The following is a 24,093-nucleotide window of genomic DNA, read 5'->3' as shown; positions in this document are numbered from 1 at the left end:
CTCAGGTACCGAGTCCTGAGGCCTCCAAGACCAAACGCATCTGCTGATTGGCTTCGTTCAAGCGCTTCTCAAAATAGCGATTAGCCGTGTTATCAATCAGCATGGCATGGATGTTCTCGAGCCGACCCTCGGGATCATAAAAGCTTTTTGATAATAACTTCACCCAGCGCTCCGGGCCTTTAGGCGGTAAAATGCGGAATTGCGCTTCACTACTCGCGACCCCTGCTAAATGATTACTGAGCAAGAAGTTAAGTTCTTTGCGACCGCGTTCGTCGAGAAAATCCTCAAAGGCTCTACTTCCCTCACGCAAGGCATGCGTTGGGATGTGGAATAAGGATTGTATATTAGCGGACACGTACTGTAATTCGAGCGCCATGTTGTAACGCCACTTTATGAGTGCAGCAGGCGTGTCATCGATAAATGAGTGTTCCTGCATCAACTGTTGATGTTTAAGCGACAACGCTAAATATTCACTGACATGTTCACTGACATAGGCAAGGCTTTGAAGTTCGCGCTCGGACAACTGGTGCGGTTCAGTGTCCAAAATACATACGGTGCCGACTGTGACGTCATCCAGTCGTAACGGGACCCCGGCATAAAAACGGATATGTGGCGCATCAACCACATACGGGTTATCCTTAAACAAAGCGTCGTACCCCAATTTGTGCGCGACATCCACACAATAAGTGTTGACATTTCCGCCAGATTAGGCATAATCCACGACCTTTATAAAGAAGCGTTCTGTTAACGAATTTTAGGAGTTCACCTTGGCTAACATTAAGTCTGCTAAAAAGCGTGCGATTCAAGCCGAGAAAAATCGCCGCCATAATGCAAGCCGCCGTTCAATGATGCGTACTTACCTTAAACGTGTAAACGCAGCCATTGAGAGCAAAGATAAAGAAGCTGCTAGCTCAGCTTTACAAACTGTAACCCCATTATTGGACCGTTACGCAACTAAAGGCTTGATCAGCAAAAACAAAGCGGCACGTCATAAGAGCCGTTTGAACGCTAAGATCCAAGCGCTTTAATCGACACGTTTTCAACGTGTTCAAAAAACCGGCTTTAATGCCGGTTTTTTTGTGTCCAAATTCCTTCCTTAATCTCTACACGATCAAATTTTGTAACAATTAAATGTAATTATTGTCTCACTTTGTTTTCATTCTAATATGATATCACTTATAGTCAATGTGCATATTTTCGACAAAAAGGGGAAATTTATGCGCATTTTTAACCTTACAAAAGGCCTGGTAGCCGCGGCAGTCGTCTTAGGCGCCACAGCATGTAGCAGCCCCCCACCGGGAGACAATCAGTTCAAGTTACGTAATTACAAAGACACATCAATTCAACGTAGCCATGTCATTTACAACTATTGTTATTATGGTCGTGAAGCAGACTATGTCGCCGCTCGCGATTTTGATGCAGGCGAACATACCATCATCGCGCGGTATGCATTTATCAAAAAATACGTTCCCGGCGGTCCGTTAGAAAACTATTTCAAACTCAACGGTACCTTTGAACCGGGTAAGATCTATGAGTTTAAATACAATCGTGATCAAGAGAACGGCACTGCTGAGGTTTGGATCGTTGATGCCGAGACACAAAAAGCGGTAACGAATAAGGTCACCAAAAAACTCATCACGCAAGAAGTTGTCAATACGCCATCGCGTCAAAAGACACGGTGTGAGGCAAGTACTTTGTAAGCCTTTTCCTCGCTTGGCAAGCGAGGATGTCAACCTCGCATGCCAGCGTTGGATAGCAAACTGTGCTCGTTCATTGGCTACTTATTTGATAAGATCAAATTTTTAACAAAATAGATGTATTTATTCATGAAGAAAATAATAAAAACGATTATCGCCTCTGCGCTATTGTCGATCTCGACCCCCAGTTTGGCACAGAGTGAAACACTTCCAAGTTCTGCATTCAGTCAACTGAACATCGTTGAACAACCTACCATTTCGCCCAATGGTGAACTCATTGCTGCCGTCTATAATACCGATGGCGCAACTCAACAAGTGGTAATTTCTCCGTTCGGGAAAGTGGATTTAACGACTATTCTTAAGTTACGCAATCAGTCTGAACGTATCGTTAAACTACGCTGGGTGAATAACGAGCGGTTACTTGTCAGCGCCGATTATCCTGAGCATATGTACGGTAGTTCTCGTCGCGTTGGACAGTTGTTTGCGGTCAACAAAGATGGTAGCGAGTTAAAAGAGATAAAACTACGCAAGCTCACCGATACTAAAGATTGGTCTTGGTTAGTTAGCGGTGACCAAATTGTCTCTATGCTTCCTCACGATCCAGAACATATTTTGTTGCAACAGGTCAGCGAGCGCGATAATTACTTCCCATCGGTTTATAAGATTAATGTCTATAGCGGTTCCTCAGAGAAGTTCGCACCGAGCTTGCAAAAACCGAGTTACTTTATTGGCGACTCGACCGGTCGCTCGGTTGTCGCGGTGGCGGTTGAGGACTTAACCCGTACTTTCTATTTGTGGCAGGAAGATGCCGGTCAATGGAAAGAAATTGGCTCTTATGAAGCATTTGAAGAGGATGGTTTTACGCCGGTCTTGTATGAGCCTGCCAACAATACGTTAATCGTTAAGACGTATCAGAAGAGTGATAAACAAGAAGTTTGGCGCTATTCGCTCGATACTGACGAATGGGTGGAGCCTTTATTTCAGAACGAAACTTATGACGTCGCCAGCGTAATGGAGCATAACGGTCAAGTGATTGGCTTTGGTTACACGGCTGATATGCCCGAAGTGGAATTCATTGCTCCGGCATTTAAACAGCGCCAAGCGCTTGTCGAGAATACCTTCAAAGGCATGAATCCTATCGTGGTAGACTTTGACAAAAGCGTCAATAAATTGCTCGTTAAGACCTACTCAGCGTCGGGCCCTTCTCGCTTTTACTTTATTGATCTCGCCAATAAAGCTGGCGGTTTATGGATGGCGCTACAACCGGCACTTGAAAACAAGCAGTTTCCCGCCAAACAACCTATCGAATTCGAGGCCAGTGACGGCCTGGTGCTGAATGGTTATTTGATCAACGGCGGTGATGCCGATCGACCGTTAGTTGTGATGCCACACGGCGGACCTTGGCAACGCGATACCCAAGTATTCCATCCGCTAGAGCACATGTTCGTTAATGCAGGCTATGCTGTCTTGCAAGTTAACTTTCGCGGCTCGTCGGGCTTTGGTTCTTCTTACGAAGCGCGTGGTTACGGTGAATGGGGACAGCGTATGCAGCAAGACGTACTTGATGGCGTCGCTTGGGTAAAAGAACAGCAACTCGCCGATGTTGATGATAGTTGTGTCGTGGGTTGGTCATACGGCGGCTATGTTTCTCTATTCGCAGCGACCAATACGCCGACACAGTTTAATTGTTATGTATCGATTGCTGGCGTCAGCGATATTAACGCTATTTTAGAGGACACCCGAGCCGGCGAAACGGCTCAAATGGTTGACAATATCATGGTCGGTGATCGTGATAGCGAGCAGGGCAAAGCGCATTTAGAGGCTATTTCACCTATCGCCAGCTTTGGTAAACTCAAACGCCCTACTTTGCTTGTTCATGGCACAGGCGATGTCGTGGTTCCAGACGACCAGTCGGAGGCCTTTTACAAGGCAGCTAAGGGGTATAATCTCCCAGTAGAGCTGTTGTTGCTTGAAAATGGTACCCACTCATTAGACAGCAACCCTAATCGCAAACAAGCTTTTGACCGAGTAATTAACTTTGTTAAAGCAAATATTGAATAACAAAAAGCCGCCAGATGCATTATCTGGCGGCTTTTTTATCCACATTTCAATCGTTATTTGGTGTAGGCTTTAACGCCCTTTTTGCTTTTTCCTAACCTGCTAATGTCATCCTTCGCTGTATCTTTCGCTTGCTGTAAAGCTTGACGATAAGTGGTCAGGGTCTCTTGTACCCGCAACAGCTCAGTTTTAATCGCATCGTCGTTTTGCCATCCATCCGGTAACTGGGTGAAATGCTTTTCAAGTTGTAGAAGCGCCAATTCAGCGGCCGCATAATCCTCCGCGGCTACCGTCTGTTCGAAATGCTGCGTAAGTGCTTGTAGCTGTTTCAATGCCTCTTTCATAGCTTACGCACTGCTCGCAATGCGTTGCACCTCTTGCTCATGTGCAGCGTCTTCTTCAGCATGTAGTTTACTGAGCACTTCATGAGCTTCTTGACGTGCATCCGCTGGAATTTGATCCCAAGCGCCTTTAATTTGCAACATTAAGCCCATCACTTCATCAATGATTTCAACATTACGCTCGACCGATGCCGTCATTAAGCGGTCACTCATGTAGCCATACAAACCGATTAGATTATCGGTTGCGTCTGCGCCTGCTTCTGGGTTTAAGCTCACAATCAGTGACTCAAGAATCGCCTGCGCGCGACCAATATGATGCGCTTTTTTCTCAATATTGTTATTTTGAATCGCGCCTTTGGCATAGCTACAATTCTCGAGTACACCCTGCATTAACATCTGAATAATGGTGTACGGGTCCGCGTCTTCTAAACGGTTACGCACATTATCGCGGGTGTAATTCTTGAGCTTATTATTCATAACGAACCTCTATCGTTGCTGATTATTCTTTATTGCCGCCAAACCCTGGCAGACCGCTCAATTGCTGATCTAACCGGTTACTGGTCGACTGCAGCTGACCCAATAACGAGTCTAGCCCCGAATATTTCTGTCTCAGCCGATTTTCTAATTGCTCCAGACGCTGGTTTAATTGTTCGCGCTGGTCATCGACACGATCTAAGCGGTTATTTAATGAATCTGTTCGAGTTTGCAGTGACCCACCAAAACTGGTGTACGTGTTTACATAGTCTTCAATGCGCGACGCTAATCCGTTTTCGCCAGCAAACAGCTTTTCAAAATCGCCAAAACGTTCCTTCGCGACTTCACTGACACTGGTTAACGTGTTTTCCTGCTGCAACTTATTTTCGTCATCGATACCAAAGCCGGCGTTGAACATACTCAAGCCACCCGCTTCTTCACTGAGGAAGCGACGCATTTGATTCTCGATGCTACGTACGGTCGCATCACCTTGGAACTGCGCACCTTCGGCACCGGCTTGACCTAACAATCCCATGACATTGTTATACGCCTTAACAAACCCGTCGATGTTTTTACGCACCGCACTGTTGTCTTCGGCAATACGCATAGTCGCAGTCTCGCCATTTTGTGACTCTCCCTCAACAGTAATCGTTGAGCCTTGAATCACGTCCTCAAAGGTATTGTCAGGACTGGTCGCGTCGATACCATCGACACGAATTAACGCATCCGTGGATTGGTCTTCAGCCGCAATACTCATGCCACCCGCGCCGCCAGCGTTGGCGACGGTCGATAATGCATCAAAGTCTGCATTGGTATTGGTAATTTCAATATCGTTGCCCGCGCCCGTTTCTGATGACGTTGCCACCAAACGCGCCTCTGAGCCGGTATTGATAATATTGAAAGTAACACCAAAGTTATCGTCCGCGTCATTCACCTGTTTGCGAATGTCATCCAACGTTGCGTCGGCCGCGATATCCACCGTAAAGCTTTTATCGCCGGCACTGAATGTTAAGCTGCCAGATTGCGAACTGATCACTTGTTCGGCATCCGTAAATGCACCTGCCGAAGAGGTCGCACGACTGCCCTTTGCCATATTGACCACTTCAACTTCAAAACTACCCGGTGCCGCATCGCCATCACTCGATACCGAGATGATATCGCCCGACTCGGGTTGCGTTACCGTGGTTTTGTTTTTATTGTACTGGTCGACATCAGCCAGTTTAGCCGCAGCATCTTTAAAGTCAGACATGACGGATTTCAGCTCCCCAATAAATGAGAGCTCAACCGACAATTGACTTTCTTGTCGATTCAGGCGATTGACTTTAGGCACGCGCTCCGCTTCAATCGTTGCGTTTACGATGCCTTCTAAGTCTAATCCTGATTGTGCCCCGAGGGATGAAATACCTGCCATGTTAGGCCTCCTTAAATACTGCTGTCGAACAGATAACCGCTACGACTATCTTCGTTATCGACCAGTTCATCAATAGCTTTAGCGATCTTCACCGCCACTTCCGACGGAATTTGTCGAATCACATCGCCGCTGTCTTTATCGACCACCTGTACCACTGGCGGTTCATTATTTTCCTGCATGACAAATTGCAAACTGGTGTTACGAATTGCCTCAGACTTATTAAGCTGTGCAATACGTTCAGCCATTTCAGCCACACTCGCGGGCGTACTGATTGCCGCTTGCTCTTCCTTTACTGCATCGCTTGGCATTGCCGCATTATTTTGTTGCTGCATAGCCTTTACAGCGCCCATCACCTGTTCACGCAGTTGCCCACGGCCTGTTACGGGATCCGCGGCATTACTGCTGTTGGCGCGAGTGATGTCTCTGGAACTGATGGTAAATTCACCCATAACCGTGTCCTCTCTGTAGTATGGTTATGATAGCGTGTCAGCGCAAAAATTACACTGGTACGTGTTGGTTATCGGCAAGGGGTGGATGAACTTTAGTGATTTTTTTGAATGTTTTTTGAGCTTGGATGGCGGCTGCGCCGCCAGGCTGGGGTGCGGCTCGCTGCGCTTGCCGCAGGCTGTGTGCATGTGCGCTTCGCGCCATGCGGCTGTGTACGATCTTTGTGTTTGGATGGCGGCTGCGCCGCCAGGCTGGGGTGCGGCTCGCTGCGCTTGCCGCAGGCTTTGTTCGCGTCCGCTTCGCGGCGCGAGGCTGTGCACGAGCGCTTGTGCACGGCCACGTGGAGCGTAGCGACACGTGCACAGCCTGTTACGAGCGGAGCGAGTAACATCACAGCCTGCGGGCGGAGCTCGCATCCCGGCTTTGCTCCAGTTTCCCGCGAAGTCGGTGAAGTCCAACATAAATCTGTCGTAGCGCCCGACGCCACTGTTCTCGCTGCTTTGTCTCAATCCACTTTAATCGTAAAGCTATCTGCAATTGTGTATCGAGTTCTGCGCATGAACCGATGGCGTAATAGAGGATTCTTCGCCGATCAGCGGGTGTGTCTCGTGTCATAGCTTCGGCAATGTTGCTGGGTATCGAAATGGCGCTGCGGAATACCTGGTCTTTAAAACTGAAATTTTTGCTGTGCTGGAAGGTTTCCATTATATCGATGGCAATATCAAGGGAATGCTGCCAAAGCCAGAGTTTTTGATAATTCATTATTTGTGTTGGGTTGTGAGGGGTTATTGCAGTTTAGGGGATGGTTTTTGAACTTGCGGATGATTGTGGTGTGAGACTTCTGAGTGTGGATGGCGGCTTCGCCGCCAGGCTGGGATGCGGCTCGCTTCGCTTGCCGCAGGCTGTGTGCATGTGCGCTTCGCGCCATGCGGCTGTGCACAAGCTGCCCGTACACAGCCTTGCCGTGCGAAGCACAGGCAAGCAAAGCCTGTTACGAGCGTAGCGAGTAACATCAAAGCCTGCGGGCGCAGCCCGCATCCAAGCTCAGAGCAAAAAAAACGGCCCCCGAAGGAGCCGCTTGTATTGCGTAAGACTGTTTAAGTCGTCGCTGGTTCTCCAATAAAGGATTATCCCAACAGTGACAAAGCAGCCTGTGGACGCTGGTTCGCCTGCGCCAGGATAGTAGTAGACGCCTGCTGAATGATCTGCGCCTGAGTCAGCTTCGCTGTCTCTGCCGCGAAATCTGCATCACGAACACGTGAACGCGCAGCTGATACGTTTTCAGAGATTGTGCTCAAGTTAGAGATCGTGCTCTGCATCCGGTTCTGAAATGCACCTAAATCTGCACGTTTAGAATCAATGTCCGCGATGGCTTGATCTATTACTCCAACAGCTGTCTGAGCATTTTCGACACTCAAGACATCTATCGATTCTACACCTCCTGCTTTGGGGCTTGCTAAAGAGTCCGCTGCTCCGATACTTAAACTTATAGGTGCGCTGGATGCATCACCATATGAGCTATTGGCACCCAGATCTGAATCTACTGTTATGGCGGTAACGCTGTTGGAAGCTTCTAAGTCTACCCCGCCAGAACCATCGTCAACTGCGTAAACGCCAAACTCATTAGCTTTAGCATTTACCTTTTCGATTAAAGCATCACTGCCGTCACCAGCTGCAATGGAGACCTCAAACGAATTAGTATTTCCGTCGCTGTCAGTGATTGCATATGTTAATGTCTCTGCGGCATCACCTAAAACAGTTGCGTCGAAAGCATCTGTAACAGTCTTTCCTTTTGCCCCAACACCACCAAGATTAGAAGCATCGTAATCGTCCAAAGTCAACGAAATAGTCTCGTTGGCTTCAGAGCCTATTTGAAACTCCTTAGTACCAAAGCTTCCATCGAGGATTTTTGAACCACCGAATGCAGTATTGTCGGAGATTCTAGTTAGCTCGCTTTTTAAAGCGCCAATTTCCTTATTAAGGGCTTGTCGGTCTGCTGACGAATTCGATCCATTGGCAGACTGCAACGCCAATTCACGCATGCGCTGTAGGATGTTAGTAGACTCTTGTAATGAACCTTCAGCGGTCTGAGCAAGTGAAATACCGTCGTTTGCGTTACGGGTGGCTACGTTTAGGCCGTTGACCTGTGAGGTCAGACGGTTTGAGATTTGTAGACCAGCTGCGTCGTCTGCCGCGCTGTTAATACGGAGGCCTGACGACAAACGTTGGAAAGCTTGGTCAAGCGAGTTGCCTGATTTTACCAGCTGATTCTGTGCATTGATCGAGCTGACGTTAGTATTTACGTATAAAGCCATTTTTCATGCTCCCTTAGTTTGATACAAAAGCTTGGTGTTACCAATATTGTGTCGCCAAGCTGGAGGAAGGGTAGGCTTGTTTTTTGCCTGGTTAAAATTTCCTCTCACAAGGGGTATCGGCGGGGGGTTGGGATCCTTTAGAAAAAATTTTAATTTTTTTTAGCGCGGGTTTTTAGTGGGGATGGCGGCTTCGCCGCCAGGTTTGGATGCGGCTCGCTGCGCTTGCCGCAGGCTTTGCGCATGTGCGCTTCGCGCCATGCGGCTGTGTACGAGCGAGGGCCCGCATTTATTTTGCTCTTACACAGCCTTGCCGTGCGAAGCACAGGCAAGCAAGGCCTGGCGCAAGCGCAGCGAGCGCCATCACAGCCTGCGGGCGCAGCCCGCATCCAAGCTCAAAGTTTATTGGACGTAATCAAACAAGCTCAGTTGATTGATACGCGAAAACACTTGTTGTGATGCTTGGTATAGGGTTTCGTTCTTGACTAGTTCGGTGACGGCTTCGTTGTAGTCGACGTCGGCGAGTTCGGCGCGGGCGGTTTGGTTCACGACGTCGGCATCGCGGAGTTGGGTGCGTGCGGATTCCATGACGTTCATGCGGGCGCCGATGTCGGCTTGGGTGCCGACGACGTTGTCCATGGCTTTGTTGAGATCGTCGAGCGCCCAGCTGGCTTCGTCTTCCCATTGGCCGTTGGTGCCTTTGCCTTCGAGTGCGGCGGCGAGGTCGCTCACTAGCGTGATGGGGTTACGGCCGATGGGTTCTCCATTACTGATTTGGATGGTATCGCTTGCGCTGGGGCTTGCGTCTTCAGCGAGGGTGATGTCCATGCCGTTAAAGCTGATTTTGCCATCGGTAATGGCGCCGCTGGCGAGGTTATTACCGCTGGTGTCGTCGATACTGTAGTTGCCGGCGCCGTCAAAGCTGATGTTAAAGTCGCGTGGGTTGCCGTTACTTTGTTGTTGCTCGGTAAAGTCGGTGAATTGCTCGCGGTTGCTTACGCGCAGTTCGCCGACGAGGTTTTGGCCGCTTTCGACGTTGATGTCGACGCGTTGTGATACGTTGGCAAACGGTTTGCTACCGGGTTCGTTGGCGGCGAGTTTGAGGTTGGGGGTGAGCTGTATGTTACGCGCCCCTTGGTCGCTTACGTATTGGTAGCTTTGGGTGCTCGCGTTGTATTGCATGGGCTCTTTGCGGCTTTGAAAGCCGGCGAACATGTATTCGCCTTGTGCATCGCGGGCGTTGGCTTGGTCAACCAATTGCTTTTCGATAGCGCGTAGCTCTTTTGCAACGGCTTTGCGATCGTCGGCGCTATAACTGCCATTCACGACGCCAACGGCGAGTTCGCGCGCGCGTTGCAGGCCACTGTTTACGCCATCGAGGTTGGCCTCTGATTGGCGTAAGTTGGCCTCGAGGCTGGTACTGTTGCGCATGAATTGCTCGTTCTGCGCCAGCGCATTGTTGAGGTTCATGACTTGCGAGTTAGCAATCGGGTCATCTGATGGTGACAGTATTTTGGTCTGACGAGTGAGCTGTTGCTGCACTTTATACAGCGCGCTCTCGGAGCGCTGTAGTGAGTCGAGTCCACGTTGAAACATTAAGTTAGTGCTAATACGCATCGTTTATTACCCCACTGCGTTTAACAGGCTGTCAAACGTACGTTGTGCGACGGTGATGATTCGAGCGGCGGCGTTATACGCGCGTTCGAACTGAATCAAGTTGGCGGCTTCTTCCTCTAGATTGACGCCCGATTTTGCTTCATACATCGCTTGTGTTTGTGCTTCGATGGCTTGCGCTGCATCGCGGCGTGTGCGCGTTTGTTGAACGTAGCTACCAATATCAGATACCACGCGTGAGTAGCCTTCTGCGAAGGTCATGTTGGCATCGTCGCTGTCGGCTGACGAACGACGTAGCTGCGCGTTTTGTTGTAGCTCGGTAAAGGCTTCGCCATTGCGATTGTCATCAAAGCCATCGGTATTGTATTCAATTGAATAGCTATCGCCCGCAGCAGGCTGACCATTGATACTGATATCGTAGTCGAGCGGTGACCCTGCAAAGGGTGCCGGGTTGCCGTTGGCCGCCGCTTGGTCGTTGGCTTGCTGCGCTAGGTTTTTAAGGTCACTTAAACCCGTTAATGTGATGTCACTGCCATTTTTGCGACTCAGCGTTACATCGAACGTGCCATCACTGTTGACGGCATCGACCGCGACGCCGGTTGGGGCACCGTCGGCGAGTGTTTTGCCAGCGGCATCGAAGAAGTTACTGGTGCCGTTGATAGACTCCAATTCAATGTTAGCCGAGCCTTGGTTTTCAAGGTCATCGCTGACACGTACCGGCTTTGCAAGCGCTAGGTCTTCTGGACGGCTAATTGCCACGGCAATATCGCCCGCGATGTCTTCGACCGGTTTGGCGAGGAATTTATCGCCGTCGCTTGCGGCGCTAAAATTCGCCGACGTCAGCTCAATGCCATATTCTTCAACAGCGATGGCGCTGGGGTTGCCGGCGGTACTTATGGTCACTTCAGGTGCATTTTTGATGGCACGCCCTTGGTTATCGGCGGCTTGCACCGTAAAGGTGTCGGCACCGGTTTTTGTGATCAGCAGGTTGTCTGATGTCAGTTTGGCACTGTTACCTTCTAACAGGCCCACATTAATATTGGCATTGCCGGTGTTTTCTTCAAAATCCAGAGCGCGCACGGGGGTGCTACTGAGGTCAAACAGTTTTTGCCCGAGTTGGTTGTCGAGATCCATGCCCTTTTGGTTTTGCGAATTCATGGTGTCGGCGATACGTAACGCCATTTGACCGATGCGACGTTGCGCGGGAAGCAGCTGATTATCGCGGTAATCCATGTAACCACCAAGCGCAGAACCTAGCTGATCTGGCTTGAGATAAAACTTGGTGGGATCGGAGCTATTCGTCGACTCAATTTGAATTTCAACGCGACCGGTATCCGGCTGGCTGTTCGCCGTGATCATGTTATAACGACCATCTTTTAATACCAATGGTACGCCATTCTTTAAGTTGACTTGCACCGCGTCAGAATCGCTTTTGACTACGTCAAACGATACTAACTTAGACAGCTCTTCTAGCTGTTGGTCGCGTTGGTTTCGCAGTGAGTTGGCATCAAAGCCTTTGACGTTAGATGAGCCGAACTTGAGCTCATTATTGAGCTCGGCAATATTCTTCGACAAGGTGTTAATCTGCTGAACAGAGTCACGCACACGCTCGTTCACAATGTTCTCTTGATCATTTAAGTAACGAGAAAAGTCGCTCATGCGTGTCATTAACCCCTCGGCTTCGCTGATCACGACTTGGCGATTGGTCAATGAGCTGGGATCGTTATTGGCATCTTGCACACTGTTAAAGAAACTGGTCACTGCACTATTGATACTGCTTTCAGTGTTTCCTAACAGTGAATCGAGTGGCTCGGCTTGATCGAGTTTACCGTTTTGAAAGGCGACATCCATATGGGAGCGGTTCAATTGACCAACAATGTATTCGTCGATCATGCGGCGCGATTCGACACCCCGTAAGCCCCCAAAGGGATTACTGACATACTCTGCTCGCTCACGCACGTAGTCCGGGTTATTGATGTTGTTGATGTTCTGCCCGGTGATCGCGAGTGCGCGTTGATGCGCTAAAACCGCAGTTTGTCCTTTGGTCAATAAATCAAATGACGCCATAAATGGTCGCTCCTAATACTTCGTCTATTACGGTTATCGACAGAAACAGCAAAAAGTTAAGTGTAAAATTACGTAAAGCGGCAATGAGTTGCCGCTTATAACCGTTGCATAATGGACTTAACCTTGTTGGCGTAGTTAGGATCCGTTGCATAGCCCGCGCTCTGTAATTGCTCGATATATTGGGCGGGATCCTCGGCCGCTGCGACGGCTTGTTGATAACGCGGATGTTCTGTTATGAAACTAGCATAATCGTGTAAACTTTGCTCAATATTTTGGTAACTACGAAATGCCGCGCGTTGCTTGTTGGCTTGGTGGCCATCAAACTCTAAAGTGTTTACATGCGACTGTTCGCCTTGCCAACGGCTATCAGCCTTAATATTAAACAGATTATTACTCGAGCCGCCATGCCGTCCCGGTACCATGCGCTGTCCCCAGCCTGTTTCTAACGCCGCTTGAGCGATCAATGCTTTGGCGGGTAAGCCGGTTTCTTTGGCAACCGCTTCGGCTTGTGGTCTTAAAGCATCGATGAAGTCATTTTGGCTGGAAATGTGTTGTGCTTGATCACCAATATTGAGTGTATTCACGCGGGTGTCTCCGTAAAACAACCCGACAGGACGCCCGCCTTGGTCACTTAAGCGAGTGGATCGATTATTCACGACCGCAGCTCTTGGGTCATCGAGTTTTGCGCCAACCCGTTGTTGCGTATCAAATCCACCTTGCTTGCTCAGTTGCTGAACCATCAGATCCGCGAGTCCGAGTGACCCCTGATTTGATAATTCTGACGTGAGTTGTTGGTCATACATGTCGCGGTACATCTTTGTGTAGCGGCTATTGAGCATGTTGCCTTCCGCAAACACATCGTTGGCTTTACGCATGCTTCCCATGACCATGTTTAAGAAAATCGCTTCGAACTGTTTCGCCGCCTCGCGCAGGGCTTGCTCTTTGTCGTCACCAAAGGCTTGTTCACGAAGGTTGTCGAGCGCGTGGTTATCAAGCACGGCTCCAGTACCTTGCGCTTTGGGCGCAAGGTCATACAAGCGAGTGGCGTCGGTATTAAATAACGATGAGCTCACCGGAAATAGCTCCTGCTTGCTTTAAGGCTTCCAGTACGGCGATGATATCGCCAGGGGCCGCGCCGACTTGATTTACCGCTCGCACCAAATCGTTCAATGTGGTGCCTGGATTAAACACAAACATCCGCGCATCTTCCTGCTGTATATCGACCACACTCTGTGGGGTGACCGCAGTATCACCTTGACCAAACGGATTGGGCTGGTCGACTTGCATGTCCTCGGTGATAGTCACTTGCATGTTGCCATGTGCCACCGCGGCTGGACGTAACTCAACGTTTTGACCCACTACGATTGTGCCCGTGCGGGCGTTGATAATAATTTTCGCCGCCGCCATCGCTTGTTCAACTTGCAAGTTTTCAAGCGTTGACATGTAGCTCACTCGTTGACTTAAATCACGCGGTGCTTTAACACGAATCGACGTTGCATCAATGGCTTGCGCCATGCCCTCACCCACTAAACCATTGATCGTGTTAGCGACACGTTTGGCCGTGGTAAAATCGGAATCATGCAGATTAAAGGTAAAGTAGTCGCCTTGCGCAAATGCGGTGGGGATCTCACGCTCGACAATAGCGCCGCCCGGAATACGGCCGACGGTAGGCGTATTGATTACAATTTTAGAACCATCGCTGCCCTCTGCGCCCAAGCCGCCAACAATAAGGCTACCCTGCGCAACAGCATAGACTTCACCGTTGGCGCCTTTCAAAAAGGTTTGCAATAGCGTGCCGCCGGTTAAGCTATCAGCGCTCCCCACGGAGGATACGGTGACGTCGATTTTTTGACCCGGTTTGGCAAATGCGGGAATTTCGGCATGCACAGCCACCGCCGCCACGTTATTAATTTTTGGACGCTGACCTTGGGGTACGTTGATACCAAAGTTGCCGAGCATGGTTCGGAACGTCTGATCGGTAAAAGGTGTTTGCTCACCCGTACCGGGTAGACCCACCACTAAGCCATAGCCGATAAGTTGGTTTGAACGAATGCCTGCGACAGAGGCAATATCTTTGATGCGTGATGCTTGCACCGGCAGCACTAACTGACCCATGATGGCAAGTCCAAGTAACATCACTTTAAGAAAGTTCACAGCGCGTCTCCTTATCCGTTAAAACGGCCAATAACTGCTGTTAAAGAAACGAGTGAGCCAGCCTTGCTCTTGAGTCGAAGCCAGACTACCGGTGCCACTGTATTCGATACGCGCGTTCGCCACGCGAGTAGACGGAATGGTGTTATCAGCGCTGACATCTTGTGGGCGAATAATACCCGTCAACCGAATATACTCGTCACCGGTGTTAATGCGTAACCATTTCTCGCCACGCACAATTAGGTTACCGTTCGCCAGCGTTCGAATCACGGTCACGGTAATCTCGCCCGATAGTCTATTGCTCTGGTCAGCGGTTGCATCACCGGTAAAATCGCGCGTTCCTCCTAAGTTGGCAGAAATGGGGTTGCCATTAATGGTCGCCGCTTGCCCGAGGATCGTAGGTACCGGTAGGTCAACATTACTCTCCTTCGTGGTCTGTGCGTTCGCCGATTTACTCGCCGTCGTACGCTCTTGAAGGGTAACCGTAATAATGTCGCCTAATCGACGCGCTTTGATGTCTGAATACATATTATCGGAGTACTGCGCTTGATACAGTGAACCCGTCGGTACGACCGGTTCTGCACGTTCCTCGGGCAGTACGGGCGCGTAGTATGGGTCATTCGGCATCGGTGCTGGCTGGTTGCTACTGCAAGCAGCCAATGTCACTAAAACCCCGGCCATGATAATCAGGCGCATACTCACCTCCACCGTTATAACTGCTGATTAATGTAGCTCAACATTTGGTCCACCGATGAAATGACTTTTGAATTCATCTCGTAGCCCCGTTGCGCTTCAATAAGATTAACCAGTTCTTCTGTGACGTTCACATTCGATGTTTCTAGCATTCCCTGACGCACATTACCGACACCATCGACACCGGGCACGGACTCTTGTGGTGCGCCGCTGACTGCGGTTTCTTTATAGAGGTTTTGTCCGATGGGCTCGAGGCCCGCGGGATTAATAAAGCTGGCTAGGTTCAACTGACCGATAACAGCGTTTTGCGCATTACCAGGCTGACGTACGGTGACTTCCCCTTCCTGTGAGATACTCAGTGAGATAGCGTCTTCTGGGATCTGAATCTGAGGTTCAATAGGATAACCGTTGCCCGAGGTAACCAGAGTCCCCTCCTCGTTTACTGAGAACTGACCATTACGTGTGTAGGATAAGGTTCCATCGGGCATCAATACTTGGAAGAACCCCTTGCCATTGATCATCACGTCGAGCGAGTTATCGGTCGTCTGGACATTACCTTGCGTATGGGATTTTTGGGTTGCTACGACTTTAGTACCAGCACCGAGCATCAAGCCATTGGGGAGTTCTACGTCCTGCGCTGATTGGCCGCCTGGTTGATTAATATTTTGATAGAGTAGATCTTCGAAAATCGCGCGGCTTTTTTTAAAGCCCACGGTACTGGCGTTTGCTAAGTTATTCGAAATCACCGAAATGTCGCGCTGTTGTGCGTCGAGTCCGGTTTTACTAATCCATAATGCGGGGTTCATAATCTATCTCCTCGACACGCGTTAGCTCATGCGCATCAATGTTGCTGAACGCTGAGCGTTCTCATCAGCGGTTTTCATCATTTTGACGTTCATTTCGTATTGGCGCTGAAGCGCTATCATGCTCGTCATTTCACCAATTGCATTGACGTTGCTTCCCTCTAACGCCCCCACCTCAAGTTTGACGTTAGCGTCCGCCAGCGCTTGCTGACCGTCTTTTAATGCAAAGTATCCATCCGTGGTCTTTTCAACATTGTTAAGCGGCGGGTTAACCAATTTAATTCGATCAACAATTTCGTTCGCGTCTTCCGGTGCACCTTGTGGGCGAATCGAGATATTGCCATTGCGACCAATGGTGAGCGAGTCAATCGGCATTGGAATGAGCACTGGACCGGCGTCGCCCATGACAGGATCACCTGATGAAGTACGCAACATTCCGCCAGCGTCAATTTCTAAACTCCCGTTGCGGGTGTAGCGCTCGTTACCATTGGCATCCTGGACCGCTATCCAGCCTTGGCCGTTGATAGCCACGTCAAGATTACGTCCGGTAGTGCGAATCGGGCCTTCGGCAAAATTTTGCCCCGGGCTTTCTGTCATCGAAAAGACCCGCGTTGGCAGTCCTTCACCAAAGGCCTGCATTGAGCGAGCTTGCTCTAGATCTGCTTTAAATCCGGTGGTGTTGGTGTTAGCCAAATTGTTGGCGCGTACCGAGACGGCTTTCATGTTCTCGTTGGCACCACTCATGGCAATCCACAGCATTTTATCCATCGCTGACCTCCAGCCAAAAATTTGTCATCTGGGTACTAGCTATGCAGAGTTCGTGCCAAAATAGAGGCATTCCCTACAAAATAGGTGGTCAACATAAAAAAAGGCTTGCCGAAGCAAGCCTTACTGTATGCTCTCAAGCCTTCGTCATTGATTAACGAATCTGTAAGATGTTCTGTTGCAAGCTGTTATTGATTTCAAGCGAACGTGAGTTGGCTTGGAAATTACGCTGTGCAGAAATCAGATCAACCAATTCTTTGGTCAAATCAACGTTTGAGTTTTCCAGTGCCGAAGCTTCGATGGTGCCAAATACGCCTGAGTTTGCTTCACCCGAGGTCGCGATACCTGACGACTGACTTTCTGACCAAGACGCATCACCGAGCTGGGTCAAACCCTGTTCGTTGGCAAAACGCACTAACGCTACTTTGCCTAAGTATTGAACGTCACCGTTTGAGTAGCTCGCTGAAATCAGGCCGTCTTCCGCAATGTCGATGTTGGTTAAACGACCAACCGTTGTACCATCTTGTTCAAGTAGGTTGACGCTAAAATCTGAAGCGAACTGAGTGGGCGCTGTGTCTCCGCCTTGATCGAGACGATCGCGGTAGAAGATCTGTACGTTTTGCGAGGTATCGGCGCCATTACTTAACACATTGGCTAGCGAGATGCTTGCCGGTGGGAAAGTATCGCTGTCGAGGTTATAGCCGCCTGGATTTGGCACGCCCACCGGTGAGCCGCTTTGGTCAAATACGATACGCTGGCTCGATACGGTATTATCAACACCGTCGCCCGGTGAAGGCTCATAGCTTGGTGCACCGGTATAACCTTGTGATGGATTGGTGTCGACCATTTGACCATCGACTGTATTGTAAACATCCCACACGTTTTCCTGACCGCCGACATCTGCCGCGTTACGTTTTACATAGTAGGTTGTCATCACATGCGACTCACCTAAGGAGTCATAAATTGTGGTTGAGGTGGACGAGGTGTACGACGTCGGATCCTCTGGATTAAACCCATTGCTAACATCAATACCTGGTGCACGCGCATCAAGGTTAAATGATTGGTATTGGTTTTCGGTCGCTGACGGTGCACCGGCTGAATCGGGAATACGGATCGGTCCGGATGCGGCAAGTGACGTTGATTGAGTTGCACCGCTGGCACTATCGACTGGGAAGCCATGCAAGAACCGGCCTTGGTTGTTAACGATGTAGCTGTCATCGTTAAGTTTAAATGCGCCGGCACGAGTGTAGGTAAAGTCTTGCTGCGCGATACCTGATGTGGTCGCGAAGAAGCCATTACCGCTTATCGCCATATCCAGTGAGTTCTGGGTAAAGTTAAGCGTGCCCTGGCTGAACTGTTGCGCAACAGAGGCGGTCGCAGAGCCGTTACCGGTCTGTTGGTCGGAGCCACTGAAAATATTGTTGGCAAAGACGTCGGCGAACTCTGCGCGCGAACCTTTAAAGCCAGTCGTACGAACGTTCGCCACGTTGTTCGCGGTGACATCCAGATCTTTTTGAGCGGATGAAATCCCGCTAAGTGCTATATTGAATGACATAAGTCACCTCGCTTGTTAGCTTATCTCTGAAACTTGATTAAATTTGATGCCGCCTAGGCCTTTGAGGTTAAGTACAACTCCCTCGCCGTTGCCCATGCTGACGCTTTGAACTTTGGCACGCATTTGTAATGGCACTTCGACCCGCTCACCCCCCATCGTGCTTTGTGCTGTCATGCTATACACGCCTTCGGGGACCGGTTCGCCTGCTGAGTTAGTGCCATCCCAGCTAAAGTCATGAAGCCCTTGCGACATATCGCCGAGGTCAATGACATCAACCACCTGACCCACTTTATCTTTGATGGTGACCTTCGTCCCATAGCCGGATTGCTCAAGCGCAATGGCGCCGGTCGCAGTTCCGCCCGACTCAACAAAGGTTTTGTTGGATGGCACCAGCACATCGCGGCCCACCATGGTCGATGCCTGCAGCGCCTGATTTGAACTCATGTTTTGGGTAAACTGAGTAAACTGACTGGAAAGCTGACTAATGCCTTCGGCCATTGAGAAGCTCGTCATCTGTGAGATCATTTGATCATTGTCGACGGGCTTCGTCGGGTCTTGCATGTTGAGCTGTTCGGTCAGTAGCTTAAAAAAGTCCTCCTGCTCGAGCTTTTGCTGTTCCGACGGGTCCGCGGCTTCTGCCCCTTCTTCTCGTCGCCAGCGCATGCTATCGATATAAGAGTTATTGCTTACACCGTCCATCGGTTATCTCCTGTTAGCCTTGACCTAAGCGCAACAAGCGCTGAGTCATGGTTTTTGCAGTATCCGCAACTTGTACGTTCGTTTGATACGAGCGTGAGGCGGAAATCATGTTTGCCATTTCTTCCATCGTGTTGACGTTGGAGCGATAGATGTACCCGTTTTTATCCGCCATCGGATGGTTAGGGGCGTATTCGATTTGCAGCGGTTTATCGCTTTCCACGACGCCTAAGACCTTGACCCCTGCCGACTGGCCGGCTTGAGTTTGGTTGGTCAGCTCGGTGCCGTGGTATTTGCCGCTTGCATCCGATAGTGCTGCCGCAAAGATCGGGCTTCGCGCGCGGTAGGTTTCGTCGATACTGCTGCTTACCGAGTTAGCATTCGCTAAATTGCTGGCGGTTGTATTTAAGCGCACGGACTGTGCGCTCATTGCCGATCCACTGATGTTAAAAATGTTGAATAGACTCATGGGTTAGTTCCTATGCTTGGCCACTGCCTAACGCTTTTTTGACACCACTGATCTTGCCGTTGAGGAAGTTCATGGTCATTTCGTATTCCAATGCGTTTTTGGCATACAAGTTTTGTTCCACTTGCACATCGACGGTGTTGCCATCACCGGTATCCGGTTGTGAGGGAACGCGGAACTTTTCTTGACCTTGTGGGCTGATTTCAACCGAAAAATGCTTTTCGTGGGTACGCGCGAGTGAGTGGCTCTGAATGCCACGTTGGGCTTGTGCTAGTGCTTGTTGAAAGTCGAGCCCCTTGGCTTTGTAGCCTGGGGTGTCGGCGTTGGCAATGTTGTTTGCAATAAGCTCGGCGCGCTGGGTACGAATACCCAGCGTGTATTGCTGAATACCGAGCAACTTATCCATGCTGAGTGCCATAATTTTGTCTCCCACGTATTAGGTGAGAAACATAATGCACGATTCATGCCAAGCTTAATTTTTGCGCTGGTATATAATGCCGGGGTTACAGCGGATCATGTCAAAGTCGTCAGTTAAGCCAGATATCGACTCAGACGCACCAAGAAACAAGTAGCCGTTAGGATTGAGGGATTGCTTAAATTGGGCAATGATTTGCCGTTTAATTGCCGCCGAAAAGTAAATCAATACATTTCGGCAAAAAATAACATCAAACTTGCCAAGCAAGGCATAGCTGTCGAGCAAGTTTAAATGACGAAACTGAACAAACTGCTTCACTTCATTTTTAAGTACGGCAACGCCGGGCTTAGCGCCGTCTTCAAAAAATCGCTTACGTCGTTCGGGAGATAAACCTCGGACGATAGCTAAACTGTCATATTCAGCTTTGGCACATTGTTCAAGTACCTTATTTGATATGTCAGTCGCAGTGATTTTAATCCCGCCTTTTAGCGCACCGGGGTTGCGCGCTTTATATTCGAGGTATGTCATCGCGATAGAATAAGGCTCTTGGCCGCTTGAACAAGCGGACGACCAAATTTTTAACGGCCTGGTTTCATTTTTATACACGTCGAAAATGCGATTGGCGAGGATTTCAAATGGGTAACTGTCTCGAAACCAGAGCGTTTCGTTCGTGGTCATTGCATCAATCACGGCGGATCGTAAAGCGCGTTCGCTGATTTTCATTGAGCGTTTGACGAGTTCTGACAGCGAGTCGATACTAAAGCGGCTCATCAACGGTGATAGCCGGCTTTTAACTAGATACAGTTTGTTGTCACCTAATACGATCCCGCATTGATGCTCTAAAAATTGTCTAAACTCTTGATACTCTGCTGTGTTGAGTTCTTTATTACTCGTCATTTACTGCATTAATCCATTAATCGACATCAGCGACAATATTCTCTTCATTGAGCCACTTTTTAACTGCCGAAGCGAGTTCATCCGGATGAAATTTAGCGATGAAATCGTCGGCACCGACTTTTTTAACCATCGCTTGGTTAAACACACCACTGAGCGACGTGTGTAGAATAACACGAACCGCAGCCAATTGGGGATCGGCTTTTATTTCTGCGGTTAAGGTGTAGCCATCCATAACAGGCATTTCGACATCGGAAACGATAACAGGAACATGTGGATGCACATCACCCGACACCTCTTGCGCTTTTTCTTTCAACCAATCCAACGCTTCTTTACCGTTCTTTTTAACTTCCAGTGGAATCTCCAATGATTCGAGCGCTCGCTTTATTTGTCCACGAGCCACTGCGGAATCATCGGTTATTAAAATCGTCAGGTTGTCTTTCGAGACATTAATCGGTTGATTTTTAACTTCGTCACTAACATCCGTATTGACTGGCGTGATGTCGGCTAGAATCCGTTCGACGTCAATAATCTCGACGAGCTTTTCTTCTATCTCGGTGACGGCCGTCAAATAAGCATCTCGCCCAGTACCCTTCGGCGGCGGCATGATGTTTTCCCAGTTGATATTGATAATGCGATCAACGCCCCCGACCAGGAACCCCTGTACGGTCCGGTTGTACTCGGCAATGATAATAAAGCGATTTTCAACATCGGTAATTGCAGGTCCGCCAGTCGCCATACTCAAATCAATGATGGAGATCGCTTGTCCCCGAATATGCGCGACACCTCGCACGAGTCGATTACGGCGAGGAATCGATGTCAGGCGTGGACAGGGTAACACTTCGCGTACTTTAAATACGTTGATGCCAAACCGTTGATTTCCTGCTAATCGAAATAGCAGCAGTTCAAGGCGGTTTTGACCCACCATTTGTGTACGTTGATTCACCGAGTCGAGGATACTGGCCATGTGTGCTCCTGTTTGCCGCGCTTCATGCGCTGGCATGTTCTTTGCTTGCAATACCGTTAAGCGTCTTTCTCAGGCGGCTGTGTCAATCGATTGACGACTAAAACAACCCATTACGGTTGTTGTCGGCCTGAGTCACCAAAAACTTTAAACGGAGTTGGTATGATAGTACGAACCTTGCAGATAATCAGTTCGATTTTTCTCATATTGACCTCATCGGTCGCCATGGCGGATTCCGACACTTACAACTATAAACAGTTACAAGCCATGGCGGATAATTTTGTAAACCAACAAATTGTCCAACCCGATAGCGGTCGGGTTGAAGTTGTAGCGAATTCACTTGATCCACGTATGACGCCCAAACTGTGTGCCCACGAACCTCAAGTTGACTTCGCGCGTAACTCTTCTTTGGAACGTTATACCACGGTAGAAATTAAATGCCAGTCGCAACCGGCGTGGCGCACTTACGTGCCCGTCCGTATTTATCGCTACAAGACCGTTTGGGCAGCCGCGACGCCGATGCAACCGGGGCACTTAATTGCCGCCTCCGACTTAACCCAAGTGGAGGTCGATGTCAGTCAAGTGCGTGCTAACCTGTTTGAAGATAATCAGTTGCTGATTGGCTCGCGAACTAAGCGTCGAGTTGCGGCGGGTAAGGCCATTGAGGCGCGTGACACATGTCTTGTATGCGAGGGAGAACAGGTTACAATAGTGGCTAAGAGTAAAGCGTTAAAAATTACCGCGACGGGTGAAGCGCTTGCTGATGGCTTGCAAGGTGAGTCGGTTGCCGTGAAAAATGTCCGTTCAAACAAGTCGTTAGAGGCGATAGTGACCGGTTTAAACGAAGTTACCGTCAATTTGTAGGTAAATATACGTAGTTTTTTTATACTTTCAGCTAAAGTTATGTGTCGCGACGCCGATAGCAAATCGAGAACGTATAGTTAATGAGGTTTCATCATGGCAATTAATATCAACAATAACGGTGTTAAGAACAATACGATTGACACCAAACAGACACAACGTCAAGTGTCTAGCAACAGTAATGGTCAGACCGACAGCGCAACGCAAAAAAGTGCTGAGTCGGTGTCGTTGACATCGGAAGCGAAAAACATCAATGCTTTACAGGAAAAAGCAATGAACAGTAGCGGCATCGATCAAGCGAAAGTAGACCGCATTAAAGCGGCAATCGAAAACGGCTCCTATAAAGTAGACGTTGAGCGCCTAGCGTCAAAACTGGCACAGTTTGAGGGTGACTTATTCGGCGACTCCATTGATACTGATAAACAATCATAGGGCGCAGTAATACATTTATGTCTACCCCATTAACTGAAGTTCTCGATTTAATGACACAAACGCTCGAACAGTTGCGCGAGTGTCAGCACCATGAATTGACCGCCGTAGTTGAGCGCGAGCATGCGCGCGTAGCCGAATTGACAGACATCAAAGCGACGCTTGTTGAGCAACTACAAGAGTACGACGCATTTATCGCGCAACATCCTGATAAATCGTTACTTCAATCTGACGACGAGCTTGCTGCTCAAATGCGAACCATTAATGACTTACTGGCGCGTGTAAAACAGCAAAGCGATGTTAACGAGCAGGTTGTTAACCGCACACTCTCTAATATCGAGCAGCTTAAGCAAACGATTATTCGTCATGCCTCCCAAGCCCGCGGCGATACCGTCACTTACGATTCTAAAGGTCGTATTCGCTAAAGAATTCTACGCTGTTGCCGTTAACCTTTGTAATCATCCTTTATGGGTTCTAACGAGGTTTGTATGAAGCGGTCAGCATCAATTGCGTTCGTATTTTCTACGTTGGTGGCGCTATCCGGTTGTAGTTTAGTGCATGACCAACAATACGTTGAGTGGGAAACTAAAACACCCGATACTTTTCCTGTGTTAACGGCAACGGGGTTTGCCCCCATCGATGCGCAACCTGGCGAAACGCCTCAACATAAAGACCTCGCCGCAATGCGCGCATCCAAGCTCGAAGCCTATCGCGAGCTCGCCGAGCAAGTTTATGGTCAACGTATTTCCGGCAATACCTCAGTGCAAAACTGGTCGCTGGGCAACGACCAATTTCAAGCATCGGTTGATGGTGTTATCCGCGGAGCTGAGGTTGTACGAACCTACACAGTAGGCGATTATTATGCCACTGAGCTGCGTCTTGATTTTGCGAAGGTGCATCAGTTGTACGAGAGTACGAGTCGTAAGCAAACCATTAAACGTGTGGTCTACTACTAATTCTGGTCTAATTCTTGCTTACTT

Annotated in this window: 27 protein-coding genes; 7 read left to right on the top strand and 20 right to left on the bottom strand. The window is 49.2% G+C overall.

The window, feature by feature from the left end; genetic code table 11:
* Position 1: 1 nt before the first annotated feature.
* Positions 2-646 (bottom strand): GAF domain-containing protein, encoded by a 645-nt coding sequence (locus OS145_RS03910; RefSeq protein ID WP_131382130.1) that lies wholly within the window; start codon positions 644-646, stop codon positions 2-4.
* Positions 647-767: 121 nt separating this feature from the next.
* On the opposite strand from OS145_RS03910, the gene rpsT reads away from it, so the two are divergent.
* The 3 genes from rpsT (at position 768) to OS145_RS03895 (ending at position 3,758) form a co-directional block, all read left to right on the top strand.
* On the top strand, positions 768-1,028 hold the full coding sequence (gene rpsT / locus OS145_RS03905; protein ID WP_006954872.1) for a 30S ribosomal protein S20: 261 nt from the start codon (positions 768-770) through the stop codon (positions 1,026-1,028).
* Between the two features lie 189 nt (positions 1,029-1,217).
* Positions 1,218-1,700: a hypothetical protein gene (locus OS145_RS03900; RefSeq protein ID WP_006954870.1), complete on the top strand. Its 483-nt coding sequence runs from the start codon at positions 1,218-1,220 to the stop codon at positions 1,698-1,700.
* A 126-nt stretch (positions 1,701-1,826) separates the two neighbouring features.
* Positions 1,827-3,758 carry an alpha/beta hydrolase family protein gene (locus OS145_RS03895; protein WP_006954869.1) on the top strand — a complete coding sequence of 644 codons (1,932 nt, stop codon included), beginning with the start codon at positions 1,827-1,829 and terminating at the stop codon, positions 3,756-3,758.
* Positions 3,759-3,811: 53 nt separating this feature from the next.
* On the opposite strand, the gene OS145_RS03890 is transcribed toward OS145_RS03895, so the two are convergent.
* The 19 genes from OS145_RS03890 to OS145_RS03795 form a co-directional block, all read right to left on the bottom strand.
* A complete protein-coding gene (locus tag OS145_RS03890) occupies positions 3,812-4,099 on the bottom strand; it encodes a hypothetical protein (RefSeq protein WP_006954867.1) in 288 nt (95 codons plus the stop codon).
* Positions 4,100-4,102: 3 nt separating this feature from the next.
* Positions 4,103-4,573 (bottom strand): flagellar export chaperone FliS, encoded by a 471-nt coding sequence (gene fliS / locus OS145_RS03885; RefSeq protein ID WP_006954866.1) that lies wholly within the window; start codon positions 4,571-4,573, stop codon positions 4,103-4,105.
* A gap of 22 nt (positions 4,574-4,595) precedes the next feature.
* Positions 4,596-5,981 (bottom strand): flagellar filament capping protein FliD, encoded by a 1,386-nt coding sequence (gene fliD / locus OS145_RS03880; RefSeq protein WP_006954865.1) that lies wholly within the window; start codon positions 5,979-5,981, stop codon positions 4,596-4,598.
* 11 nt (positions 5,982-5,992) lie between these two features.
* Positions 5,993-6,430 carry a flagellar protein FlaG gene (locus OS145_RS12960; RefSeq protein ID WP_006954864.1) on the bottom strand — a complete coding sequence of 146 codons (438 nt, stop codon included), beginning with the start codon at positions 6,428-6,430 and terminating at the stop codon, positions 5,993-5,995.
* Between the two features lie 388 nt (positions 6,431-6,818).
* Entirely contained in the window at positions 6,819-7,190 is a 372-nt protein-coding gene (locus OS145_RS13115; RefSeq protein ID WP_006954862.1) for a four helix bundle protein, read from the bottom strand.
* A 365-nt stretch (positions 7,191-7,555) separates the two neighbouring features.
* Positions 7,556-8,743: a flagellin gene (locus OS145_RS03860; protein WP_006954861.1), complete on the bottom strand. Its 1,188-nt coding sequence runs from the start codon at positions 8,741-8,743 to the stop codon at positions 7,556-7,558.
* Positions 8,744-9,142: 399 nt separating this feature from the next.
* Positions 9,143-10,357 (bottom strand): flagellar hook-associated protein FlgL, encoded by a 1,215-nt coding sequence (gene flgL, locus OS145_RS03855; RefSeq protein ID WP_006954859.1) that lies wholly within the window; start codon positions 10,355-10,357, stop codon positions 9,143-9,145.
* Between the two features lie 6 nt (positions 10,358-10,363).
* Positions 10,364-12,421 (bottom strand): flagellar hook-associated protein FlgK, encoded by a 2,058-nt coding sequence (gene flgK / locus OS145_RS03850; protein WP_006954858.1) that lies wholly within the window; start codon positions 12,419-12,421, stop codon positions 10,364-10,366.
* Positions 12,422-12,516: 95 nt separating this feature from the next.
* On the bottom strand, positions 12,517-13,494 hold the full coding sequence (gene flgJ / locus OS145_RS03845; RefSeq protein ID WP_006954857.1) for a flagellar assembly peptidoglycan hydrolase FlgJ: 978 nt from the start codon (positions 13,492-13,494) through the stop codon (positions 12,517-12,519).
* Positions 13,475-14,575, bottom strand: coding sequence for a flagellar basal body P-ring protein FlgI (locus OS145_RS03840; protein ID WP_006954856.1), 1,101 nt, complete (start codon positions 14,573-14,575; stop codon positions 13,475-13,477). The genes flgJ and OS145_RS03840 overlap by 20 nt, the downstream gene beginning before the upstream one ends.
* A gap of 18 nt (positions 14,576-14,593) precedes the next feature.
* Positions 14,594-15,268 carry a flagellar basal body L-ring protein FlgH gene (flgH, locus tag OS145_RS03835; RefSeq protein ID WP_006954855.1) on the bottom strand — a complete coding sequence of 225 codons (675 nt, stop codon included), beginning with the start codon at positions 15,266-15,268 and terminating at the stop codon, positions 14,594-14,596.
* Positions 15,269-15,282: 14 nt separating this feature from the next.
* Entirely contained in the window at positions 15,283-16,071 is a 789-nt protein-coding gene (gene flgG, locus OS145_RS03830; RefSeq protein WP_006954854.1) for a flagellar basal-body rod protein FlgG, read from the bottom strand.
* A gap of 21 nt (positions 16,072-16,092) precedes the next feature.
* Complete coding sequence (gene flgF, locus OS145_RS03825) at positions 16,093-16,836, bottom strand: flagellar basal-body rod protein FlgF (RefSeq protein WP_006954853.1); 744 nt, start codon at positions 16,834-16,836, stop codon at positions 16,093-16,095.
* Between the two features lie 151 nt (positions 16,837-16,987).
* The gene (flgE, locus tag OS145_RS03820) at positions 16,988-18,388 is read right to left on the bottom strand and encodes a flagellar hook protein FlgE (protein ID WP_006954852.1); all 1,401 of its coding nucleotides are present in this window, start codon (positions 18,386-18,388) and stop codon (positions 16,988-16,990) included.
* Between the two features lie 15 nt (positions 18,389-18,403).
* Positions 18,404-19,087, bottom strand: coding sequence for a flagellar hook assembly protein FlgD (locus OS145_RS03815; protein WP_006954851.1), 684 nt, complete (start codon positions 19,085-19,087; stop codon positions 18,404-18,406).
* Between the two features lie 13 nt (positions 19,088-19,100).
* Positions 19,101-19,553, bottom strand: a complete 453-nt coding sequence (gene flgC, locus OS145_RS03810) for a flagellar basal body rod protein FlgC (RefSeq protein WP_006954850.1) — start codon at positions 19,551-19,553, stop codon at positions 19,101-19,103.
* Between the two features lie 10 nt (positions 19,554-19,563).
* Positions 19,564-19,968 carry a flagellar basal body rod protein FlgB gene (flgB, locus tag OS145_RS03805; protein ID WP_006954849.1) on the bottom strand — a complete coding sequence of 135 codons (405 nt, stop codon included), beginning with the start codon at positions 19,966-19,968 and terminating at the stop codon, positions 19,564-19,566.
* Positions 19,969-20,022: 54 nt separating this feature from the next.
* Positions 20,023-20,862, bottom strand: a complete 840-nt coding sequence (locus OS145_RS03800; protein ID WP_006954848.1) for a CheR family methyltransferase — start codon at positions 20,860-20,862, stop codon at positions 20,023-20,025.
* Between the two features lie 16 nt (positions 20,863-20,878).
* On the bottom strand, positions 20,879-21,826 hold the full coding sequence (locus OS145_RS03795; protein ID WP_040487708.1) for a chemotaxis protein: 948 nt from the start codon (positions 21,824-21,826) through the stop codon (positions 20,879-20,881).
* A gap of 159 nt (positions 21,827-21,985) precedes the next feature.
* On the opposite strand from OS145_RS03795, the gene flgA reads away from it, so the two are divergent.
* The 4 genes from flgA (at position 21,986) to OS145_RS03775 (ending at position 24,069) form a co-directional block, all read left to right on the top strand.
* Positions 21,986-22,687 carry a flagellar basal body P-ring formation chaperone FlgA gene (gene flgA, locus OS145_RS03790; RefSeq protein ID WP_006954846.1) on the top strand — a complete coding sequence of 234 codons (702 nt, stop codon included), beginning with the start codon at positions 21,986-21,988 and terminating at the stop codon, positions 22,685-22,687.
* A 93-nt stretch (positions 22,688-22,780) separates the two neighbouring features.
* Positions 22,781-23,116: a flagellar biosynthesis anti-sigma factor FlgM gene (gene flgM, locus OS145_RS03785; protein ID WP_006954845.1), complete on the top strand. Its 336-nt coding sequence runs from the start codon at positions 22,781-22,783 to the stop codon at positions 23,114-23,116.
* A 17-nt stretch (positions 23,117-23,133) separates the two neighbouring features.
* Positions 23,134-23,538, top strand: coding sequence for a flagellar export chaperone FlgN (gene flgN / locus OS145_RS03780; protein ID WP_006954844.1), 405 nt, complete (start codon positions 23,134-23,136; stop codon positions 23,536-23,538).
* A 63-nt stretch (positions 23,539-23,601) separates the two neighbouring features.
* Positions 23,602-24,069 (top strand): LPP20 family lipoprotein, encoded by a 468-nt coding sequence (locus OS145_RS03775; RefSeq protein WP_006954843.1) that lies wholly within the window; start codon positions 23,602-23,604, stop codon positions 24,067-24,069.
* Positions 24,070-24,093 lie beyond the last annotated feature (24 nt).

It is taken from the genome of Idiomarina baltica OS145 (assembly GCF_000152885.1).
Lineage (GTDB): Bacteria > Pseudomonadota > Gammaproteobacteria > Enterobacterales > Alteromonadaceae > Idiomarina > Idiomarina baltica.
The sequence above is the reverse complement of the archived record's forward strand: the minus strand, read 5'-3'. Positions and strand labels throughout refer to the sequence as shown.

What these genes read in the sequence shown, in the direction of transcription:
- OS145_RS03900 (WP_006954870.1), top strand. Translation starts at nt 1,218, where the DNA reads ATGCGCATTTTTAACCTTACAAAAGGCCTGGTAGCCGCGGCAGTCGTC.
- OS145_RS03895 (WP_006954869.1), top strand. Translation starts at nt 1,827, where the DNA reads ATGAAGAAAATAATAAAAACGATTATCGCCTCTGCGCTATTGTCGATC.
- OS145_RS03890 (WP_006954867.1), bottom strand. Translation starts at nt 4,099, where the DNA reads ATGAAAGAGGCATTGAAACAGCTACAAGCACTTACGCAGCATTTCGAA.
- fliS (WP_006954866.1), bottom strand. Translation starts at nt 4,573, where the DNA reads ATGAATAATAAGCTCAAGAATTACACCCGCGATAATGTGCGTAACCGT.
- fliD (WP_006954865.1), bottom strand. Translation starts at nt 5,981, where the DNA reads ATGGCAGGTATTTCATCCCTCGGGGCACAATCAGGATTAGACTTAGAA.
- OS145_RS12960 (WP_006954864.1), bottom strand. Translation starts at nt 6,430, where the DNA reads ATGGGTGAATTTACCATCAGTTCCAGAGACATCACTCGCGCCAACAGC.
- OS145_RS13115 (WP_006954862.1), bottom strand. Translation starts at nt 7,190, where the DNA reads ATGAATTATCAAAAACTCTGGCTTTGGCAGCATTCCCTTGATATTGCC.
- OS145_RS03860 (WP_006954861.1), bottom strand. Translation starts at nt 8,743, where the DNA reads ATGGCTTTATACGTAAATACTAACGTCAGCTCGATCAATGCACAGAAT.
- flgL (WP_006954859.1), bottom strand. Translation starts at nt 10,357, where the DNA reads ATGCGTATTAGCACTAACTTAATGTTTCAACGTGGACTCGACTCACTA.
- flgK (WP_006954858.1), bottom strand. Translation starts at nt 12,421, where the DNA reads ATGGCGTCATTTGATTTATTGACCAAAGGACAAACTGCGGTTTTAGCG.
- flgH (WP_006954855.1), bottom strand. Translation starts at nt 15,268, where the DNA reads ATGCGCCTGATTATCATGGCCGGGGTTTTAGTGACATTGGCTGCTTGC.
- flgG (WP_006954854.1), bottom strand. Translation starts at nt 16,071, where the DNA reads ATGAACCCCGCATTATGGATTAGTAAAACCGGACTCGACGCACAACAG.
- flgF (WP_006954853.1), bottom strand. Translation starts at nt 16,836, where the DNA reads ATGGATAAAATGCTGTGGATTGCCATGAGTGGTGCCAACGAGAACATG.
- flgE (WP_006954852.1), bottom strand. Translation starts at nt 18,388, where the DNA reads ATGTCATTCAATATAGCACTTAGCGGGATTTCATCCGCTCAAAAAGAT.
- OS145_RS03815 (WP_006954851.1), bottom strand. Translation starts at nt 19,087, where the DNA reads ATGGACGGTGTAAGCAATAACTCTTATATCGATAGCATGCGCTGGCGA.
- flgC (WP_006954850.1), bottom strand. Translation starts at nt 19,553, where the DNA reads ATGAGTCTATTCAACATTTTTAACATCAGTGGATCGGCAATGAGCGCA.
- flgB (WP_006954849.1), bottom strand. Translation starts at nt 19,968, where the DNA reads ATGGCACTCAGCATGGATAAGTTGCTCGGTATTCAGCAATACACGCTG.
- OS145_RS03800 (WP_006954848.1), bottom strand. Translation starts at nt 20,862, where the DNA reads ATGACGAGTAATAAAGAACTCAACACAGCAGAGTATCAAGAGTTTAGA.
- OS145_RS03795 (WP_040487708.1), bottom strand. Translation starts at nt 21,826, where the DNA reads ATGGCCAGTATCCTCGACTCGGTGAATCAACGTACACAAATGGTGGGT.
- flgA (WP_006954846.1), top strand. Translation starts at nt 21,986, where the DNA reads ATGATAGTACGAACCTTGCAGATAATCAGTTCGATTTTTCTCATATTG.
- flgM (WP_006954845.1), top strand. Translation starts at nt 22,781, where the DNA reads ATGGCAATTAATATCAACAATAACGGTGTTAAGAACAATACGATTGAC.
- flgN (WP_006954844.1), top strand. Translation starts at nt 23,134, where the DNA reads ATGTCTACCCCATTAACTGAAGTTCTCGATTTAATGACACAAACGCTC.
- OS145_RS03775 (WP_006954843.1), top strand. Translation starts at nt 23,602, where the DNA reads ATGAAGCGGTCAGCATCAATTGCGTTCGTATTTTCTACGTTGGTGGCG.